Genomic DNA, 18165 nt, shown 5'->3' with positions numbered 1-18165 from the left:
CCTTTGGTCGAGAGGGTCCATTCCAGCGTTCGATGATCTTAAGCCATTGTGTCGTGACTCATTAAGGCTCTGCTTCAGCTATGTCCGGAGCTACGAATTCAAGACGATAAAAAGCCCGGTCTAATAGCCGGGCTTTTTTGTACCTGAAATCAGGTCTTAGTGCGCATTCAACAACATAAACACACCCATCACCGCCCACAGCACCGAGATGTACTGCATCGGCACAAAGAACAGCGTGTGTTTTTTGCGAAAGACGACTTCGCCGCCGGTGTCTTTATCGATGTAGATCTTGCCCGGCTGGTTGTTCATCCGGTGGCCAACATAGGCGTTGACGGCCGCGCCGACCAACAGGCCGACACCCAGCCCGAGCCCATTGCCGAGCCCGGCGAAAGGTATGACGCAGAGCAGCGGGATAACAACTGCCAGAAGGCCCCATCCTTGCCAAATAACAAAAAACATAACGCCGTCCCTGGTTAATTTTTGAGGCGCGCAATCTAACAAAAAAACCATGACAGCGGTAACAATTTGAAATCAATTAGCCATCAGTTTCCATCTAAGCCATTCAAACGATGCTTTTGGCTCCTGCACGTTCCACCAAAGCGTTAAACGCCTCAATCTCCAGCGGCCGGCTCAAGTAGTAGCCCTGACCTTCATCGCAGGACACCGCTTTTAGCAGTCGCAGGTGCTCCGCCGTTTCAATGCCTTCTGCCGTCACGGTGAGCGATAACGCACGTCCCAAGCCCACGATGGCCTGGACGATGGCCTTGTCATCCTCACTTTCAACCAGTCGACTCAGAAAGCTGCGGTCGATTTTCAGGCCGTCGAAAGGAAATTCGCGCAGGTAACTCAGTGAAGAATATCCCGTGCCAAAGTCGTCCATGGATATCCGCACACCGAGGCGTTTGAGTGTTCGCATCACTTCCAGTGCGCCGGCGGCGTCGTCGAGCATGACGCTTTCAGTGATTTCCAGTTCTACCCGGGCGGGGTCGATGCCAGAGTCGTGCAGGGTTTGCTGGATGCGCTCGACCAAGTTGCCTTGCCTGAATTCGATCGGTGAAAGGTTGATGGAGACAAACAGACTTTTTGGCCACTGTGCGGCGCAGTGGCAGGCGGTATTCATGACCCAGTTGCTCAAAGAGAGGATCAGCCCGGACTCTTCGGCAATCGGGATGAACGTGTCGGGCGGGATTAAACCGCGCACGGGGTGTTGCCAGCGTACCAATGCTTCGGCACCGACCATTTGACCGTCGGCGATTCGATAGCGTGGCTGGAAATGCAGCCGCAGTTCACCGTGTTTGATCGCATAACGCAGGTCGCTTTCCAGTCGACGCCGCTCAATGATTCTGACGTTCATGTCGCCCGCGTAAAAGCGCCAGGTGTTACGACCTCCGGCCTTGGCCTCGTACAACGCAATATCCGCGTAGCGAAGCAGTTCGGCAGCCTCAATAGCGTCCGTCGGCGCCATCGCGATGCCAATACTGGCGCTGACGAACACTTCTTGCTCGCCGATGGCTATAGGTCGCTCAATCGATTCGATCAGACGCCGACAGAGCGCCTCGACTTCGTCCTGCGAGCTGACGTCAGTGAGGATCAGGACAAATTCATCGCCGCCGATACGCGCGACAAGGTCCCCTTCGCGCACGCAATCGGCGAGGCGGCTCGATACCTGGTTAAGGACCAAATCACCGGCGGCATGCCCGAGCAGGTCATTGACCGGTTTGAACCGGTCAAGGTCCAGGCTGAGCATGATCAACGGTTGCTCCGCCGTTGGCAGTGCCTTGAGTTTGCCGTCAAGAAACTCCTGAAGACGTGTCCTGTTGGGAAGCCCGGTCAAGGCGTCGTGCTGTGAGAGGAATTCGATACGGCGACGGGCTTCAACTTCCTCGGTTACATCGGTCGCGGTGCCCCGGAATCCTTCCCCGGCCATTTCTCGAGCGGATAAACGGGTGATGCGCTCCTGCCCTTTGCTGTCGATATAGCGGCACTGGACGCTGATGTCCGGACGGCGCTTCGGGATGCTGAGCCACTGGGATAACGTGCCTGATTCGAGATGCAACAGGTCATCGATCAGGGCGCCGGTCCAGGCATCCCTGGAAAGCCCGGTAACGACTTCAAATCGCTCGGACAAGAAGGTCAAACGCCAGTCGGCATCGATTTCCCAGACCCAGTCCGAGCTGGCTTCAACGACGTCGCGAAACCGCGCTTCGCTCGTGGCGAAGGCGTCCTGACTGCGTTGCAGCGATGTGTAGCTGGCATCGAGTGCCTGCGCGGCAGCCGTCGCACGCCGCAAAATGAACCAGGTCATCAGGCACACCAACAGCGCAGCGATGCCGATCAATGGCAGCCCTCCCCCCAATAAACGCAGGCCGGGCCTTGATGAATGCCATTGCAGGCGACCGGCCGTGCCGTCATCGCCCAATAGAAGGAATGACCTTGAGTCCATTTCGTCAGGCGTGGCGACATGCAGGCGATCGACCCCGAAATCGTTGCCGATCAGGGCGAGTTTGGTGCTGTTCAACATATCCACGAAAATCAACACTGACGGCGGCTTGTCATCAGGCACCACGGTCGGGTCGGTTCCCGGGGTAATCGCGGCTGCTGCGATGACGGTGGGTACGCCTTTTACATTGATAAAAGCCGTTGTGGGCGTTTCTGTCTCCGCGCCGGCACGTGCTTTATCGAGAATCACGGCAAGGGAGGACTGCTCCAGCCACTCGGCGGCGGCAACGGGTTTGAGCTCACCCTTGATCACCGAATAGACGGTGCGATTGGCGTCGTTGACGACAAACACCCCTTGAAATCCAAAATCCGAGTACAGCGTTGAACCCACGTTTTGCCGAGTGTAGGCCCAGTCAACGTCCACATCCGTGTGCAGATGCTTGTAGGCATCGCCCCAAAAGGCGTAGTCCTTGACCGTTGAACGCATGGATTTTTCCAGCGATTGCATGGCCTTCTTTGTGTAGAAAGCGCTCTCGACCTCTTCGGTCCGGTCCAGATCATGCGCAAGATAAATCAGTGAACCGCTGGCCAGTAAAAATACGGCCGCCAATAGCCCCACGAACTTGAACAAAGAGGCACGTGCCAGCGACAGGCTCGATCGATTGGCGAGCGTTGAGACGATAGGGGCGAGATTGTTCGGCATAGTTTCCCGCTGGTCGTGGGTGCAAGGTGCTTGCACATAAGGCTATCGGCTGTGATGACAGAATAGTGAATCATCGGACTTCTGCCTGACGGCACTTTAAATGCGCATCGCTGACGCGGGTTCCAGGTGGAAAACGCGGCTGGAAAGGCGCCCTCCTCAACCATTGCCAACGTCGATAGTCACCATCACATCAATGAAGTTCTCTTAAAAATTCCGGGGCGTAACATCGCATCCATACCAACCAATAACACCCCCGGAGCACACCATCATGAAACGCCAAATCCTTCTCAGCATCGCTTTCTCGGTTTTTGCAGTTAACGCTTTTGCCGCGCCTTCTCGCACCATGATCGCTGAAGGCGGTTCGGATCGATTGATTGAAAGCCGAGTGGCTGAAGGTGGTTCGGATCGTTTGATCGAGAATCGTGTGGCTGAAGGTGGTTCTGATCGTCTGATCGAAAAACGCGTGGCTGAAGGTGGCTCGGATCGTCTGATCGAAAAACGCGTTGCCGAAGGTGGCTCTGATCGCCTGATCGAGAACCGCGTTGCTGAAGGTGGCTCGGATCGTCTGATCCAAAACCGCACCGCATAAATGAATGGTTTCATCGCGGTACTCAACAAAAAGCCCGGCCTGATCAGCCGGGCTTTTTCGTGTCTTAAACCCAACCTGTAGCAGCTGGCGAAGCCTGCGTTCGGCTGCGAAGCAGTCGCGAAATAAGCCAACGCGGTGCTTCAGGAAAACCGTGCACCAGGTTTTACGACTGCTTCGCAGCCGAACGCAGGCTTCGCCAGCTGCTACAGGGAACGTGTTTTGTTTGGGATTTTCAGAACTCCGTTACTGATCTGTCTCAACCCGCCCAAACCGTTCCACCTCTCCCCGCTTCCGTCCCTGAATCCAATACCCCAAAACCGCCACCGGCACCGTCCCGAGCATCACCACCACCGCAATCCGCAACGGCTGCTCGATCCACGTCGACACCAGCAGACTCGCGCCAAAGCACGCCCCCAGTTGCAACGCGTTTTGCAGCGCCGCTGCCTTGCCGGAATTTTCCGGGAATGGCATCAGCGCATTCGTAATGATGATCGGGAAACTCGCCCCGTTGACCAATCCCATCAGGCAAAACGGGATCAGCAATGTGGTCAGGTTCGGTGTGGTCAATGTCGCCACCAGGTACAGCGCGACCATGCTCAGGCAATACGCAAGGATCAGCCACGGCAGCATGAGGTGGCCGCTGATCCGTTGCAGCAAACTGCGGCAACTGAAGCCACCAATCAAAAATCCGAGGGTGGGCAGTGCGTAGCTCAGGCCGATGTCGCTGGGGCTGTAGCCCATGCCGCCGAGGATGAAGGGTGAGGCGGTGAGCCAGGCGAAGAACGCGGCGGAGCAAGCGGCGTAGATCAGTACGTTGCCGCTAAAGGCCGGTGACTTGAGAAGTTGTCCGAAACTGATGCAGGAGCGTTCGCCGCTGGCTGTCAGGCGTTTTGGCGTGGTTTTGAGCAGAGCGGTGGGCACCAGCAAGGCAACGCTGACACCGAGCAGCACAGCAAAAATCGCCTGCCAGCCCCAGTGATTAAGCAGCATCGCCCCCAGCAATGGCGCGAGTGCGGGCGACAGGGACATCAGCGGAATGATCCCGGCGAACAGGCGATTGGCCTGGTGTGCCGGGAAGCGGTCGATCACCAGCGCTTGCCAACTGACCGCCGCCGAACATACGCCGATGGCCTGGATAAAGCGTAGCGCCCACAGTTGCACGTCGGTTTCGACCCAGAACATGCCGAGACAGCCCAGGGCAAACAGGCTCAAGCCCATGAGCAACACCGGTTTGCGGCCGATGCGATCCGACATCGGTCCCCACAACAATTGCCCGACGGCAAACCCGGCGAGGAAGATGCTCAGGCTCGCCCCGACCGCGCCGGCCGACAAGTGCAGGTCGCCGCCAAGGACGCCGAACGCCGGGAGATACATGTCCATGCCCAGGTAGCCGAGCACGCTCAGCCCGATCAAGTAGCAGGTGAAACCAAACGAGTTTTTCATCAACGCCCTAACGGAATCTTCAAATCAAATAATTTGTTAGCAGCGTGCCATTATGGGTGGTGAGCTTTTGGTGTGAAGCGATAATAATTGGAGGTTCTTATCAATATTTTTGAAGGCAACTGAATGTGGTCTGAATATTCCCTCGATGTGGTGGATGCCGTGGCCCGGCATGGCAGTTTCAGCGCCGCCGCACAGGAGTTGCATCGCGTGCCGTCGGCGGTCAGCTACACCGTGCGCCAATTGGAACAATGGCTGGCGGTGCCGTTGTTTGTGCGGCGGCATCGCGATGTCGAGCTGACGCCGGCCGGCAAGCTGTTTATCGAGCAGGCTCGCGGGGTGATGAAGAGCATGCTCGACACCCGACGCCTGTGCCAGCAAGTGGCCAACGGCTGGAGCGGTCAGTTGAAAGTCGCGGTGGATGCCATCGTCAAACAGGAGCGCTGTCGGCAACTGGTGCTGGATTTTTATAAACAGTTTCCCGACGTGGAGTTGCTGCTCGGCTACGAAGTGTTTAACGGCGTGTGGGACGCCCTCGCCGATGAGCGCACCGACATCGTGATCGGCGCCACCAGTGCGGTGCCGGTGGCCAGTCACTACAGCTTTCGCGACATGGGCCTGTTGAATTGGTTGTGTATCGCCAGCGCCGGGCATCCATTGGCCGCATTAAACGGGCCGTTGGACGACGATCAACTGCGCCCCTACCCCGCGCTGTGCATGAACGACACCTCGCGCCACCTGCCGAAACGCGACACCTGGTCGCTGGATAATCAACGGCGGCTGGTGGTGCCGAACTGGGCCTCGGCCCTGGATTGTCTGCGCGAAGGTTTGTGTGTGGGCATGGCGCCGGCGCACCTGGTGATCCCGCTGATCAAGCGAGGCGAACTGGTCGCCCTGAACCTGCAACGCCCCTTCGCCGCCAGCCCGTCGTGCGTGGCGTGGAATCAAAACAAGCTTTCGCCCGCCATGACTTGGTTGCTCGATTACCTGGGCGATGCGGATACGATGAATCAGGAGTGGTTGAATGGCGAGCAGCTCTCAACGTAAAGCACCCTTTACATCGCGAAAAACTTCGGCGAGTATGTAAAGCACCTTTTACATCAGGACGATGAAATGAAACGCTATTACTACGAAATGGCCGCCTCGCTCACCCTCTACATGATCATGTTGGCCGGCTCGCTAACGCTGCTACAACATCTGGAAAACGCCAGCACGGCCTTGCGGGTTGCCGTAACGTTGATGCCAATGCTGCCGGCAGCATTGATGTGCTGGGCCATCGTGCGCAATCTTCGACAGATGGATGAAATGCACTTACGCATCCAGTTCGAGGCACTTGGTTTTGCTTTTGCGGCGTCCGCGCTGCTCACCTTCAGTTATGGCTTTCTGGAGAATGTCGGTTTTCCCCATCTCAACTGGACCTTTGTGTGGCCGGTGATGGGTTTGATGTGGATCATCGGGCTTCAGGTCGCCAGACGTCGTTATCAATGAAAAACAAACTGAAAGAACTTCGCGCCGAGCGTAAGTGGTCGCAAGTTGATCTGGCTGCGCTGTTGAATGTCTCGCGGCAAACAATCAACGCCATTGAAAATGGGCGATACGACCCGAGCCTTCCGCTGGCGTTTCAAATTGCCCGGGCGTTTGAGATGCCGATCGAGAGTATTTTTGATGATGAAGTTGATTGAAGCCGATCAATTCGCCGACACCAACTTCAACCCAATAACACCGCCCAAGATCAGCACAATGCACAGCACCCGCAACGGCGTGGTGGAGTCGCCCAATATCGCCATCCCGAGGATCGCTGTGCCCGCCGCGCCGATGCCGGTCCACACCGCATAAGCCGTGCCCACCGGCAATGAACGCAGCGCCACGGAAAGTATGTAGACGCTCGACACACCGGTAGCGGCGGCGATAAGTCCGGGGGTCAATCGGGTGAAACCTTCCGAGCCTTTCATGGCAAACGCGAAGGCGATTTCGAGGATGCCGGCGAGACCTAGTAATAACCATGCCATGGTGACAACTCCTTTCGTTTAGCAAGTGAGAGGTGAGCGAGCGCCAACACGGCGCTCGCCTAAAGGGTTCAGGCCTTGTTGGCAGCCGCAGGGATCGAGCGGAACGTCACGCCAAAGCGGTTGAAGGCATTCATCAAGCCGATGGCGTAAGTCAGGTCGGCCAGTTCTTTATCGTTGAACTCGGCAGCGGTGGCTTGATAGTCCGCGTCTGGCACGCCGGTTTCGGCGACGTTCGTGACGGTTTCGGCCCAGGCCAAAGCGATGCGTTCGCGAGTGCTGAATACGGCACCGGCATCGCGCCAGACCGGCACCAGCACCAGTTTTTCCACACTGACGCCGAGCTTGATCAGATCCCGCGAGTGCATGTCGATGCAGTAGGCGCAGCCGTTGATTTGCGAGACGCGCAGGTACACAAGGTCGATCAGTTCGTGGGGCAGACCGGACTTTTGCAGGGTGACGTACACGCCGCCGAAGGCCTTGTAACCGTCGGGCGAAGCGCTGGCGTAGTCGATGCGATTAGTCATGATGAATCCTCTGTTGGCTGTTTGGAGGACTCCATCGTGGTGCTTCATGGCCTATGGGTGAAGGTCCATGATCCGTCTACTGTCATGGGCCATACTTCGCATTCATGGACCAGTCACCAAGGCATTTCTTGGATCTTTTGCCTGGGTCATGGGGTTCGTAGGATGGGGGCCTCTATCGATCATCTGGAAGGGCAAACACCATGAACATCCTGCATGTCAGTTGCAGCCCTCGCGGGCAAGCGTCCGAGAGTTATCGGTTGTCGCAAACCGTGATTGGCCATCTATTGAAGAAAAACCCCACCGCCGAATTGATCAATCGAGTGGTCGGCGCCGGCGGGATAGCCCACGTGGATGAGAACTACGCGATCTCCCAGCAATCGCTCGAAGACGTCTCTCAAGAGGGTTCTTTTATCCAGTCCGAAACGCTGATCAATGAACTGGAAAGCGCGGATGTGCTGGTCATCAGCACGCCGATGCACAACTTCACCGTGCCCTCGGCATTGAAGGTGTGGATCGATCATGTCGCCCGGGTGCGCCGGACGTTCAATGTCGGCGCGCAGGGGAAAACCCCGATGCTGCGGGATCGTCCGGTGTTTGTGGCCATCGCATCAGGCGGGCGATTTTCCGGGGAGCGTGCGCGTCAGCCAGACTTTTTGACGCCGTATCTCAAAGCCGTGCTAAACATGATCGGCCTGCATGATCTAAATTTCTTCACAGTCGAAGGCACCGCCCTCGGCCCAGACGCTGTCACTGAGGCCCGCGCCGCGACCGATCAGGCGCTACAGGCGTATTTCCAGAATCACGAGGCGCAATGACAAATCCCGGCAAACCTTTTTCGCCCCTGGACCCGGCGTCCAATGAACCGATCTACCGGCAAATCTACTGGCGGTTCCGCAGCGCGATTTCCGATGGCGCGCTCACACCGGGCGAGCGGATTCCGGCCGCCCGTGCGTTGGCGAAAGAACTCGGTCTGGCCCGCGGCACCATCGATACCGCGTATTCGCTGCTGACAGCTGAAGGTTACATTCAGGCGCGCGGCCAGGCCGGAACGGTGGTGGCGCCGGGGATCAACGTGCGGGCGCCCTCTTCTGCCGCCGAGCGAACGGTCGAGAACACCTCGATCCGGCACAAGGCGCCGATCCTGCCGTTTCAAATGGCCTTGCCGGCGCTGGATGCGTTTCCACGGAAAATCTGGGCACAGATCGGCGCCCGTTGTGTGCGCGCCACGCAGGTAACGGACATGGCCAACCCGTCGGTGTATGGCCTGGAATCGTTGCGCATTGCGATTGCCACGTACCTGCAAGTCGCTCGCGGCATTACCTGCGCGCCGTCCCAGGTGTTCATCACTTCGGGTTACCGCAACTCACTTACGCTAATCGCCCACACCTTGCTCAAACCAGGCGACCGCGTGTTAGTCGAAGACCCTGGCTACTTACCGACCCGGCAATTGCTCGCGCATCTGCAGATTGAAACGGTGCCGGTGCCGGTCGATCAGGACGGCATACAGGCCACGCAAGCAGTGAACAACGCGATGGGCGCCCGTGCGGCAGTGGTCACGCCGGCACATCAAAGTCCGCTGTGTGTGTCGCTGTCGTTGCCGCGCAGGCTGGAGTTGCTGGAGTGGGCGAGCCGCGAGCAAGCCTGGATTGTCGAGGACGACTATGACGGCGAGTACCGCTACGTCAGCCGTCCATTGCCCGCGCTCAAGAGTCTGGATCGGGATGGTCGAGTGCTCTATGCGGGCACGTTCAGCAAGGTGCTGTTTCCAGGGATTCGCCTCTCGTACCTGGTGGTGCCGCCGGCGCAGGTCGAACGCTTCGAATACGTCGGCCAGACTTTCCTCGGTGGCTGCCCGGAACTGACCCAGGCCATCGTCGCCACGTTTCTCACCGAGGGGCATTTCGCCCGGCATATCCAGCGGATGCGCAAACTCTATGGCGAGCGTCGGGAGGCGACTGCGCGGGGGCTCAAGGCTGTTTTGGGCGAGCGGATTCGCATTGATGCGCAGCCCGGTGGCATGCATTTGATCTTGCGCCTGACCGATCAACAATCCGATCGCGCACTGGTCGAGCGCCTTCAGCAAGCAGGAATTTACGCTGAAGCCTTGAGCGAATTCAGTGTTCATGGCCAGATCGATTCGGCGCTGTTGCTCGGCTTCGCCAACATCGATTCCCAGGCCACCGCCGAACGCCTTGGCCAGCGCATTCTGGAATTGCTGTAGCGCCTGCATGGCCTACTCAAACACTCGGTTCTTGGCGCTTTTGCATCAGTCCAACACACCGCAGGATGAGGCGCTCAGCCCTCAAGCGGACATAATCGATGCCCTCCCCACTTCGCAGCATTGCTGTTTTCTCCGGCTCCAACTTCGGCTTCAACCCCGCCTACGCCGAAGGCGCTCGTGCCCTGGGTCGTGAGATCGGCAGGCGCGGCTTGCAATTGGTGTATGGCGGCACCGACCGGGGTTTAATGGGGATCGTGGCCGACGCGGTGCTGGCCGAGGGCGGCGAAGTGGTCGGCATCATCACCCGCTATCTGCACGACCTCGGTCATTTGCATGGCGGACTGACCCGACATGAAATCACCCCCGACATGCGCAGCCGCAAGACGCGCATGAGTGAATGGGCGGATGCCTTCATTGCCTTGCCGGGTGGTTTGGGGACTTTTGAAGAGTTGTTTGAAGTCGCGACCCTGACGCAACTGGGCGAACACATCAAAGGGGTCGGTTGCCTGAACATCGGCGACTTTTTCAACCCGGTGCGCAGCCTGCTTGAGCATGCAGTGAAGGAAGGTTTCATGAAGACCGAGCACAGCGACATGCTGATCTTCAACACCGAACCGGCGGCGCTGATTGATGCGCTGGAACAGTGGCAAGCGCCCACCGTCAACAAATGGATCGGCCCTGCCCAGACTTGAATCCACCACAACCCCCCTGTGGGAGCGGGCTTGCTCGCGAAAGCGTCGTATCAGTCGACATAAATGTGCCTGACACACCGCATTCGCGAGCAAGCCCGCTCCCACAGGGGGGGAATGCGTGACGGCGGATTTCAGCGATACATGCCTAGCTGCTTCATCAATGTGAGGTTGTCTTCGATGTGCCAGTTCGCGGCGATCTTGCCGTTTTCAATCTGGTAGATATCGGTGGCGATGAAGTCCACGGTTTGCCCGGTGCCTTTGGTCTCGCCAAACGCCCCGGTGAAGTGCCCGCGAAAATGCAGGTGCACCACGACCCGGTCGCCGGCGATGATCATTTGTTCGACCTCACAACTCAGGTCCGGCACGGCGCCGCGAAACGCCCGGGACGCCAGCAACGGGCCTTCCGGTCCTTGTTTGCGGCCTTCGGGCGGGGTTTTGTCGATGAAGTTACTCGCCAACGCTTCACGGGCAAACGCTTCTTCCCCGGTGTTCCAGAACGTGTCGTAACGGCGGGCGGCGGTTTCCATGAGGTTGAGTTGCGCGGCGGTCAGGCTCTTGTCGGTGATCAACACACCGGGTTTCACCAGATCGGTGGCGGCGGCGGTGCCGGACAGTGTCAGGGCGAACAAAACACCGGCGATGAGGGACGGGGATGCGATTGAACGTGGCATCGTCAGGCTTCCTTTAAATGATGGCGGGCAAGACTCAAATCGTCTCGTTTTCTCGAATGCTCAGAGGGCTTTTGAGGGTGTATTCAGCGATGGCGTCCTTGCGCATGAAAGCAACGCCGGGATGGCGTTTGGCGTAGCGCAAAAACTCGTCCCAGACCCGCACCATCTGCGGCGTGCCGCTGATCCGGTCATGAGCGCTGACCGACATCATGCGCCGCCGAGTGCCGGCCTCTTCGTAGAGCTGATCGAACTCCAGTTTGATCTGTTCCAGGAATTGCGCCGGCGAGTAGTTGCTGCCCTCGATCAGCACGATGTCGTTGTTGCGCAGGGTGTACGGCACCACGACAAAATCCTTGCCGTTGACCTGCTCGATAAAGGGTTCGTCGCGGCTGACATCGTCGATGTGATAGACGTAGTCCAGCTCCTGCAACAGCGACAAGGTATTGGGGCCGCGCCGCAGCCAGTTGCAGTTGTAGCCCTTGACGGGCTGGCCGGTGACCTCGGTCAACAGGCTCGCGGCCTGCTGCAGGAAGGCGCGCTCCTCGTCCCGGCTCATGGCAAATTGCGAGCTCCAGTGCGGGCCGTGCCCCGAAGCTTCATGGCCACGGGCGACGATCTCTTTGGCCAGCGCGGGGTTGCGTTTCACTGCGTCGCCGATCATGTGGCTGGTGACTTTGACGCCGTGGCGATCCCACAGGTCGAGCAGCCTGGGAATGCCTTCGCGGTAACCGTAGGCAAACCAGGTATTGGTGGCGGGGTCCGTCGCGACGCTGTCGGGGAAGTTAACGCGGGGAAACGGGCTGTCGGTGTCTTTGAGCGGCTGTCCGCCGGCTTCGAACTGCATGGAAATCGAGACCACCAACCGCGTATCACCCGGCCAGAAACCGCCCTTGGATCGACTGGAAGTTGGCGTTGCCGTGCCAGTGGTTTGCGCCGCGGAAACGGTTGACGGACTGAGCAACGAGCCAGCCGCCAAAACCGCTGCACCCGCCCCCGCCTGGGCCAGAAACGTCCGGCGTTGTGGATTCGGTGGGGTCGCAGAGTCGGTGTTCGTGGGTTCCATCGTGTTGACCTCAAACAATAAATGAAGCGCCGAAGGGGCATGGCGCAACGTTAGTGCTTAAGGTTTATTTTGATAATCGAGCAAAAATCGAAAATCAATTTCGGAAAAGCCGAACAATGTTTCCAGCGCTTTTATGCATCCTGTCGAGCCGTGATCGGCGCATGCTGCGTCATCAACTCGGCAACCCAATCGATAAACACCCGCAGCTTGCGGCTGATATGCCGGTTTGGCGGAAACGCTACATAAATCGGCATCGGATCTAGCTGCCAGCCCTCGAACAAACGCACCAGATCGCCGCGTGCTTCATGGGCCTTGGACATGTAGTCGGGCATCCACAGCACACCGAGCCCCGCCAGACCCGCCGCGAGGTAGGCATTACCATCATCGACCGCCAGCACGTAGCGACCCTTGATCTCCACGTTATCAGTGTCGCTGCGCATCGCATAGGGCAAAGCCCTGCCGGTGCGCGCCCAGAGGAAACCGACGATGCGATGCGCCGACTCTTCCAGTTCCCGTGGATGCGACGGCGTGCCGACCCGCGCCAGATAACTCGGCGCCGCAAACACCCCGAGTTGCAAATCGCCGACCCGCCGCGCCATCAGCGACTGATCAGTGAGTTCGCCGCCGCGCACCACGCAATCGACGTTCTCACCGATGATATCGACCATGCGATCGCTTACGCCCATGTCGATCTGGATGTCCGGGTATCGCGCATGAAACGCAGGCAACGCCGGCACCAGAATCATGCTCGCCAATGGGCTGGGCACATCCACCCGCAGGCGACCGCGAGGCTGCACCGACGCGCCGGACAAACCCGTCTCGGCATCGTCCAGGTCCGCCAACAACCGCACCACCCGCTCGTAAAACACCGCACCATCGGCGGTGACATTCACCTTGCGCGTGGTGCGATTGAGCAACTTGACCCGCAACCGCGCCTCCAGTTGCTGCACCAGTTGCGTCACGCTGGTCTTGCTCATGTGCAGCGTCTCGGCAGCCTTGGTGAAGCTGTCCGCCTCCACGACTCGAGCAAAGGCCTGCATCGCATCAAAACGGTCCATTTTCACCCCGGATTGTTTGGGTTTTACAAACAGTGATAGCTACGGTTGCTCGTTTATCGGGCGGGTGCAAGTCCTTACAGTCACTTCATCGTTAATGACGGGTCACTGTTGACCTGCCGATGGAGGCACTTTATGACTCAGCGTGATGTGGTTTTTCCGCCTGGACGCCAGGCACTTTACGAGCGCAATCGCTATTCGCCAGCGATCAAGTCCAATGGCTTTTTGTTTGTGTCGGGGCAAGTGGGCAGCACTGAAGATGGCTCGCCGGAACCGGACCTTGAGGACCAGGTGCGGCTGGCGTTCACCAACTTGAATGCGATACTGAATGCGGCCGGTTGTACGTTTGACGACGTGGTTGATGTGACGGTATTTATCGTCGATCCGCAGGAACGGTTTGAAAAGATCTGGAGCGTGGTGCCGGAGTTCTGGGGCAATGCGCCGCATCCGACGGTGACCGCTGTGGGTGTGACTTGGCTGTATGGTTTCCAGTTTGAAATCAAAGTCATCGCCAAACTCCCCGAAACCACCACCAACTAACCCGCATACCACCGATCCCCTGTGGGAGCGGGCTCGCTCGCGAAAGCTGCTTAACATTCAACATAGAGGCTGACTGTTACACCGCTTTCGCGAGCAAGCCCGCTCCCACAGGGGTTATGCGCCATGGTTAAAACTGGTGAATCTGAAGCCGCTGCTCCGTTAAAGGACCAGCGGCTTTTTCGTAATAGGGGAACAGCGTCGCGCCGTTACCGAATGGCGACACCCGGTTGCGGATGGGGCCAACCCGGCCTATGGTCCAAGCGTGATTTGCCTGCGACTGGCAGGCGACATTTCGCCACCAGTTGCTGCCCCCCACAGGAGGTGACGCTATGCCGAATAACTCCCGCCCCGCCGTTCTCGAACTGATCGGCAATACCCCGCTGGTGCGCGTCAGCCGCTTCGACACCGGCCCGTGCACGCTTTTTCTCAAGCTTGAATCGCAGAACCCCGGCGGCTCGATCAAGGACCGCATCGGCCTGGCGATGATCGATGCCGCCGAGCGCGACGGTCGCCTTAAACCCGGCGGCACGATCGTCGAAGCCACCGCCGGCAACACTGGCCTGGGCCTGGCGCTGGTTGGCCGGGCCAAGGGTTATCGCGTGGTGTTGGTGGTGCCGGACAAGATGTCCACCGAGAAGGTCTTGCACTTGAAGGCCATGGGCGCCGAAGTACATATCACCCGTTCCGATGTCGGCAAGGGCCATCCCGAGTATTACCAGGATGTCGCCGCGCGATTGGCCAAGGAAATTCCCGACGCGTTCTTCGCCGACCAGTTCAACAACCCGGCCAACCCGCTGGCCCACGAATGCAGCACCGCGCCGGAGATCTGGGCGCAAACCCAGCATAATCTGGATGCCATCGTCGTCGGTGTCGGTTCCGCCGGCACGCTGACCGGGCTGACCCGTTTCTTCAAGCGCGTGCAGCCAAATCTGGAAATGGTCCTGGCCGATCCGGTCGGCTCGGTGATGGCCGAATACAGCCGCAGCGGCACCCTCGGCAAGCCCGGTTCCTGGGCGGTGGAAGGTATCGGCGAAGACTTCATTCCATCGATCACCGACCTCTCCAGCGTGCGCCACGCCTATTCGATCGGCGATGAAGAAAGCTTCGATCATGCCCGCCAACTCCTGCGCGCCGAAGGCATTCTCGGCGGCTCGTCGACCGGCACTTTGCTGGCCGCGGCGCTGCGCTATTGCCGCGAACAAACCGAGCCGAAACGCGTGGTCACTTTCGTCTGCGACACCGGCACCCGCTACCTGTCGAAGGTCTACAACGACCAATGGATGAATGATCAGGGCCTGTTGCAGTACAAACGCTACGGCGACCTGCGCGACTTGATCTCCCGGCGTTTCGAGGATGGCCGGGTGATCAGCGTCGGCCCGGACGACACGCTGCTCACCGCGTTCCAGCGCATGCGCCTGGCGGATGTGTCGCAACTGCCGGTGCTGGTGGACGGCAAGCAACTGGTCGGGGTGATCGACGAATCCGATATTCTGTTCGGCATGCAAGAAGATGCCTCGCACTTTCGCTTGACCGTGGCCAGCGCAATGACCGACAAAGTGCAAACCCTGTCGCCCGGCGCCAGTCTGGCTGAACTGCAAGCCGAACTCGATCGCGGGCTGGTGGCGATTATCGCCGACGCTTCGGGCTTCCACGGCCTGATTACCCGCGTCGACCTGCTCAATCACTTACGGAGATCCCTTACATGAGTCAGCACGATGAAACCGGTGCACCCCGCGCCTTTGCCACTCGGGTGATCCACGCCGGGCAGGTGCCGGACCCGTCCACCGGGGCGCTGATGCCGCCGATCTACGCCAACTCCACTTATTTGCAATCGAGCCCTGGCGTACACAAGGGCCTCGACTACGGCCGCTCGCACAACCCGACGCGTTTCGCCCTGGAACGCTGCGTCGCCGACCTTGAGGGCGGCACCCAGGCCTTCGCGTTCGCCTCCGGATTGGCCGCGATCTCCACCGTGCTTGAGCTGCTCGACGCCGGCTCGCACATCGTCTCCGGCAACGACCTGTATGGCGGCACCTTCCGCCTGTTCGACAAAGTGCGCCAACGCAGCGCCGGGCACCGCTTCAGCTACGTCGACCTGACCGACCTGTCGGCCTTCGAAGCGTCGCTGCAGGACAACACACGAATGGTCTGGGTCGAAACCCCAAGCAACCCGCTGCTGAGCCTCACCGACCTCAGCGCCATCGCGCGCCTGTGCCGCGACCGCGGCATCATCTGCGTCGCCGACAACACCTTCGCCAGCCCCTGGATCCAGCGCCCACTGGAGCTCGGCTTCGACATCGTCGTGCACTCGACCACCAAATACCTCAACGGCCACTCCGACGTGATCGGCGGCATCGCCGTCGTCGGGCAAAACCCGGAACTGGCCGAACGCCTGGGCTTCCTGCAAAACTCCGTCGGCGCCATCTCCGGCCCGTTCGACGCCTTCCTCACCCTGCGCGGCGTAAAAACTCTGGCCCTGCGCATGGAACGCCACTGCAGCAACGCCCTGGAACTGGCGCAATGGCTGGAACGTCAGCCGCAAGTGTCCCGCGTCTACTACCCAGGCCTGCCCTCGCACCCGCAGCATGAACTGGCACGCCGGCAGATGCGCGGGTTTGGCGGGATGATTTCGGTAGACCTGAACACCGACCTGGCCGGTGCCAAACTCTTCCTTGAAAGCGTGAAAATCTTTGCCCTGGCTGAGAGTTTGGGTGGCGTGGAAAGCTTGATCGAGCATCCGGCGATCATGACCCACGCGAGCATTCCGGCGGAAACCCGGGCGCAGTTGGGGATTGGCGATGGCTTGGTGAGATTGTCGGTGGGGGTTGAGGATGTGGAGGATTTGCGGGCGGATCTGGCGCAGGCGTTGGCGCGGATTTGAAGTGATGGCTGGACTGCAAACATTGCTAATGTCCAGCAATCGACCTGATAAGGCCAGCCGCTCGATAGACGTCGCCATTCAATCCCGAGCAATTTGTCATTTGCCAAGGCTTAGCGCAGGGTCGAAACCACTGAGATCCCTGCCAAAGGAGTTACCCCATGTCAAAGCTCTATCCCAGTATCGATCCCGAGGGACTGGTCGAGTACTCAGTGGTCTATACCGACCGTTCGCTCAACCACATGTCGCAGTCATTTCAAGGCGTGATGAGGAACATTTCCAAGACCCTGAAACAGGTCTACAACGCCCAGGCTGTTGCGGTGGTCCCGGGCAGCGGCACATTCGGCATGGAAGCGGTGGCGCGACAGTTTGCCACCGACCAGCAATGCCTGGTGATACGCAACGGCTGGTTCAGTTATCGCTGGAGCCAGATCCTTGAGATGGGCAACATCCCGGCGGCCACCACGGTGCTGAAAGCCCGACCGGTCGACACCGGTCGCCAGGCTGCCTACGCCCCACCGGCTCTGGACGAAGTGCTGGCAGCCATTGCGGCGCAGAAGCCGCAGATTGTCTTCGCCCCCCACGTTGAAACCTCATCAGGAATTATCCTGCCCGACGAGTACCTGCGGGCCGTCGGCGACGCTGTGCATGCGGTGGGTGGCCTGTTCGTGCTGGACTGCATCGCCTCGGGCACGCTTTGGGTTGATATGCAGAAATGCGCAGTCGACCTGCTGATCAGCGCACCGCAGAAAGGCTGGAGCGCCTCCCCTTGCTGCGCCCTGGTGATGCTCAGTTCTTTGGCCCTCGAGCGCATCGAACAGACGCAAAGCAGCAGCTTCGCCTGCGACCTGAAAAAGTGGCTGCAGATCATGCAGGCCTACGAACAGGGCGGACATGCCTACCATGCGACCATGCCCAGCGATTCCCTCGCGCGATTTAACGAAGTGATGAAAGAGACGCAAGCCTACGGTTTCGAAAAGGTCCGCGGCGAACAGCAGGCTCTGGGCGATCGCGTACGCGCAATGTTGACCGGCAAAGGCATCAAAAGCGTGGCCGCAGCCGGCTTTCAAGCCCCTGGTGTAGTGGTGAGCTACACCGATGATGCCGACATCAAGAGCGGTAAGAAATTTGCCAACCACGGCCTGCAGATCGCCGCCGGAGTACCGTTGCAATGCGACGAGCCGGCCGATTTCCAGACCTTCCGCATCGGTCTGTTCGGGCTCGAAAAACTGCACAATATCGAGCGCACGGTCAGCACTCTGGAGCAGGCACTGGACGAGGTGATGGGTAATTAAGGCCGATTCGGGCCTGCAGTAGATAGCGAGGTTGTGAATGCCAGGA

Annotated in this window: 19 protein-coding genes; 11 read left to right on the top strand and 8 right to left on the bottom strand. The window is 59.2% G+C overall.

Annotation, left to right across the window (positions count from 1 at the left end):
- Positions 1–156: 156 nt before the first annotated feature.
- Together ACIQY3_RS02170 and ACIQY3_RS02165 are read right to left on the bottom strand one after the other, a co-directional pair.
- Positions 157–459, bottom strand: coding sequence for a hypothetical protein (locus tag ACIQY3_RS02170; protein ID WP_403016803.1), 303 nt, complete (start codon positions 457–459; stop codon positions 157–159).
- Positions 460–562: 103 nt separating this feature from the next.
- Entirely contained in the window at positions 563–3142 is a 2580-nt protein-coding gene (locus tag ACIQY3_RS02165; protein ID WP_403016801.1) for an EAL domain-containing protein, read from the bottom strand.
- A gap of 268 nt (positions 3143–3410) precedes the next feature.
- On the opposite strand from ACIQY3_RS02165, the gene ACIQY3_RS02160 reads away from it, so the two are divergent.
- A complete protein-coding gene (locus ACIQY3_RS02160; RefSeq protein WP_403016799.1) occupies positions 3411–3731 on the top strand; it encodes a hypothetical protein in 321 nt (106 codons plus the stop codon).
- A gap of 243 nt (positions 3732–3974) precedes the next feature.
- Here ACIQY3_RS02160 and punC read toward each other — a convergent pair whose 3' ends face one another.
- Positions 3975–5174 (bottom strand): purine nucleoside transporter PunC, encoded by a 1200-nt coding sequence (punC, locus tag ACIQY3_RS02155; protein WP_403016797.1) that lies wholly within the window; start codon positions 5172–5174, stop codon positions 3975–3977.
- 123 nt (positions 5175–5297) lie between these two features.
- On the opposite strand from punC, the gene punR reads away from it, so the two are divergent.
- The 3 genes from punR to ACIQY3_RS02140 all read left to right on the top strand — a co-directional run bounded on the left by punR (position 5298) and on the right by ACIQY3_RS02140 (position 6853).
- A complete protein-coding gene (punR, locus tag ACIQY3_RS02150; RefSeq protein WP_403016795.1) occupies positions 5298–6218 on the top strand; it encodes a DNA-binding transcriptional activator PunR in 921 nt (306 codons plus the stop codon).
- A 66-nt stretch (positions 6219–6284) separates the two neighbouring features.
- On the top strand, positions 6285–6659 hold the full coding sequence (locus ACIQY3_RS02145; RefSeq protein ID WP_403016793.1) for a hypothetical protein: 375 nt from the start codon (positions 6285–6287) through the stop codon (positions 6657–6659).
- Positions 6656–6853 (top strand): helix-turn-helix transcriptional regulator, encoded by a 198-nt coding sequence (locus ACIQY3_RS02140; protein WP_403016791.1) that lies wholly within the window; start codon positions 6656–6658, stop codon positions 6851–6853. Before ACIQY3_RS02145 ends, ACIQY3_RS02140 begins: the two co-directional genes overlap by 4 nt.
- Before the next feature lie 6 nt (positions 6854–6859).
- On the opposite strand, the gene ACIQY3_RS02135 is transcribed toward ACIQY3_RS02140, so the two are convergent.
- Both ACIQY3_RS02135 and ACIQY3_RS02130 read right to left on the bottom strand, forming a co-directional pair.
- Positions 6860–7180, bottom strand: a complete 321-nt coding sequence (locus tag ACIQY3_RS02135; protein WP_403016789.1) for a DMT family transporter — start codon at positions 7178–7180, stop codon at positions 6860–6862.
- A gap of 68 nt (positions 7181–7248) precedes the next feature.
- Entirely contained in the window at positions 7249–7704 is a 456-nt protein-coding gene (locus tag ACIQY3_RS02130; RefSeq protein ID WP_054054944.1) for a carboxymuconolactone decarboxylase family protein, read from the bottom strand.
- 200 nt (positions 7705–7904) lie between these two features.
- On the opposite strand from ACIQY3_RS02130, the gene ACIQY3_RS02125 reads away from it, so the two are divergent.
- From ACIQY3_RS02125 to ACIQY3_RS02115, 3 genes are all read left to right on the top strand, one after another.
- On the top strand, positions 7905–8519 hold the full coding sequence (locus ACIQY3_RS02125) for an FMN-dependent NADH-azoreductase (RefSeq protein WP_403016786.1): 615 nt from the start codon (positions 7905–7907) through the stop codon (positions 8517–8519).
- Positions 8516–9925, top strand: a complete 1410-nt coding sequence (locus tag ACIQY3_RS02120) for a PLP-dependent aminotransferase family protein (RefSeq protein WP_403016784.1) — start codon at positions 8516–8518, stop codon at positions 9923–9925. The genes ACIQY3_RS02125 and ACIQY3_RS02120 overlap by 4 nt, the downstream gene beginning before the upstream one ends.
- A 98-nt stretch (positions 9926–10023) precedes the next feature.
- Positions 10024–10617: a TIGR00730 family Rossman fold protein gene (locus tag ACIQY3_RS02115; RefSeq protein ID WP_403016782.1), complete on the top strand. Its 594-nt coding sequence runs from the start codon at positions 10024–10026 to the stop codon at positions 10615–10617.
- A gap of 131 nt (positions 10618–10748) precedes the next feature.
- On the opposite strand, the gene ACIQY3_RS02110 is transcribed toward ACIQY3_RS02115, so the two are convergent.
- The 3 genes from ACIQY3_RS02110 to ACIQY3_RS02100 form a co-directional block, all read right to left on the bottom strand.
- On the bottom strand, positions 10749–11288 hold the full coding sequence (locus ACIQY3_RS02110) for an ester cyclase (RefSeq protein ID WP_403016779.1): 540 nt from the start codon (positions 11286–11288) through the stop codon (positions 10749–10751).
- A 34-nt stretch (positions 11289–11322) separates the two neighbouring features.
- A complete protein-coding gene (locus tag ACIQY3_RS02105) occupies positions 11323–12351 on the bottom strand; it encodes a polysaccharide deacetylase family protein (RefSeq protein WP_403016777.1) in 1029 nt (342 codons plus the stop codon).
- Between the two features lie 131 nt (positions 12352–12482).
- Entirely contained in the window at positions 12483–13409 is a 927-nt protein-coding gene (locus ACIQY3_RS02100) for a LysR substrate-binding domain-containing protein (RefSeq protein ID WP_403016775.1), read from the bottom strand.
- A 132-nt stretch (positions 13410–13541) separates the two neighbouring features.
- Here ACIQY3_RS02100 and ACIQY3_RS02095 point away from each other — a divergent pair, with 132 nt between their 5' ends.
- The 4 genes from ACIQY3_RS02095 (at position 13542) to ACIQY3_RS02080 (ending at position 18119) form a co-directional block, all read left to right on the top strand.
- Positions 13542–13946 carry a RidA family protein gene (locus tag ACIQY3_RS02095; RefSeq protein ID WP_403016773.1) on the top strand — a complete coding sequence of 135 codons (405 nt, stop codon included), beginning with the start codon at positions 13542–13544 and terminating at the stop codon, positions 13944–13946.
- 329 nt (positions 13947–14275) lie between these two features.
- Positions 14276–15652 (top strand): pyridoxal-phosphate dependent enzyme, encoded by a 1377-nt coding sequence (locus ACIQY3_RS02090; protein ID WP_403016771.1) that lies wholly within the window; start codon positions 14276–14278, stop codon positions 15650–15652.
- Positions 15649–16827 (top strand): cystathionine gamma-synthase, encoded by a 1179-nt coding sequence (locus ACIQY3_RS02085; RefSeq protein WP_403016769.1) that lies wholly within the window; start codon positions 15649–15651, stop codon positions 16825–16827. Before ACIQY3_RS02090 ends, ACIQY3_RS02085 begins: the two co-directional genes overlap by 4 nt.
- A gap of 158 nt (positions 16828–16985) precedes the next feature.
- On the top strand, positions 16986–18119 hold the full coding sequence (locus ACIQY3_RS02080) for an aminotransferase class V-fold PLP-dependent enzyme (RefSeq protein ID WP_403016767.1): 1134 nt from the start codon (positions 16986–16988) through the stop codon (positions 18117–18119).
- Positions 18120–18165 lie beyond the last annotated feature (46 nt).

Source organism: Pseudomonas sp. NPDC096950 (assembly GCF_044762525.1).
GTDB lineage: Bacteria > Pseudomonadota > Gammaproteobacteria > Pseudomonadales > Pseudomonadaceae > Aquipseudomonas.
Note: the sequence above shows the minus strand (reverse complement) of the source record. Positions and strands in the feature narration are given on the sequence as shown.

Coding starts and splice junctions, on each gene's coding strand:
- ACIQY3_RS02130 (WP_054054944.1), bottom strand. CDS start 7,704: ATGACTAATCGCATCGACTACGCCAGCGCTTCGCCCGACGGTTACAAG.
- punC (WP_403016797.1), bottom strand. CDS start 5,174: ATGAAAAACTCGTTTGGTTTCACCTGCTACTTGATCGGGCTGAGCGTG.
- ACIQY3_RS02145 (WP_403016793.1), top strand. CDS start 6,285: ATGAAACGCTATTACTACGAAATGGCCGCCTCGCTCACCCTCTACATG.
- ACIQY3_RS02095 (WP_403016773.1), top strand. CDS start 13,542: ATGACTCAGCGTGATGTGGTTTTTCCGCCTGGACGCCAGGCACTTTAC.
- ACIQY3_RS02160 (WP_403016799.1), top strand. CDS start 3,411: ATGAAACGCCAAATCCTTCTCAGCATCGCTTTCTCGGTTTTTGCAGTT.
- ACIQY3_RS02105 (WP_403016777.1), bottom strand. CDS start 12,351: ATGGAACCCACGAACACCGACTCTGCGACCCCACCGAATCCACAACGC.
- ACIQY3_RS02100 (WP_403016775.1), bottom strand. CDS start 13,409: ATGGACCGTTTTGATGCGATGCAGGCCTTTGCTCGAGTCGTGGAGGCG.
- ACIQY3_RS02110 (WP_403016779.1), bottom strand. CDS start 11,288: ATGCCACGTTCAATCGCATCCCCGTCCCTCATCGCCGGTGTTTTGTTC.
- ACIQY3_RS02170 (WP_403016803.1), bottom strand. CDS start 459: ATGTTTTTTGTTATTTGGCAAGGATGGGGCCTTCTGGCAGTTGTTATC.
- ACIQY3_RS02080 (WP_403016767.1), top strand. CDS start 16,986: ATGTCAAAGCTCTATCCCAGTATCGATCCCGAGGGACTGGTCGAGTAC.
- ACIQY3_RS02135 (WP_403016789.1), bottom strand. CDS start 7,180: ATGGCATGGTTATTACTAGGTCTCGCCGGCATCCTCGAAATCGCCTTC.
- punR (WP_403016795.1), top strand. CDS start 5,298: ATGTGGTCTGAATATTCCCTCGATGTGGTGGATGCCGTGGCCCGGCAT.
- ACIQY3_RS02165 (WP_403016801.1), bottom strand. CDS start 3,142: ATGCCGAACAATCTCGCCCCTATCGTCTCAACGCTCGCCAATCGATCG.
- ACIQY3_RS02115 (WP_403016782.1), top strand. CDS start 10,024: ATGCCCTCCCCACTTCGCAGCATTGCTGTTTTCTCCGGCTCCAACTTC.
- ACIQY3_RS02140 (WP_403016791.1), top strand. CDS start 6,656: ATGAAAAACAAACTGAAAGAACTTCGCGCCGAGCGTAAGTGGTCGCAA.
- ACIQY3_RS02085 (WP_403016769.1), top strand. CDS start 15,649: ATGAGTCAGCACGATGAAACCGGTGCACCCCGCGCCTTTGCCACTCGG.
- ACIQY3_RS02120 (WP_403016784.1), top strand. CDS start 8,516: ATGACAAATCCCGGCAAACCTTTTTCGCCCCTGGACCCGGCGTCCAAT.
- ACIQY3_RS02090 (WP_403016771.1), top strand. CDS start 14,276: ATGCCGAATAACTCCCGCCCCGCCGTTCTCGAACTGATCGGCAATACC.
- ACIQY3_RS02125 (WP_403016786.1), top strand. CDS start 7,905: ATGAACATCCTGCATGTCAGTTGCAGCCCTCGCGGGCAAGCGTCCGAG.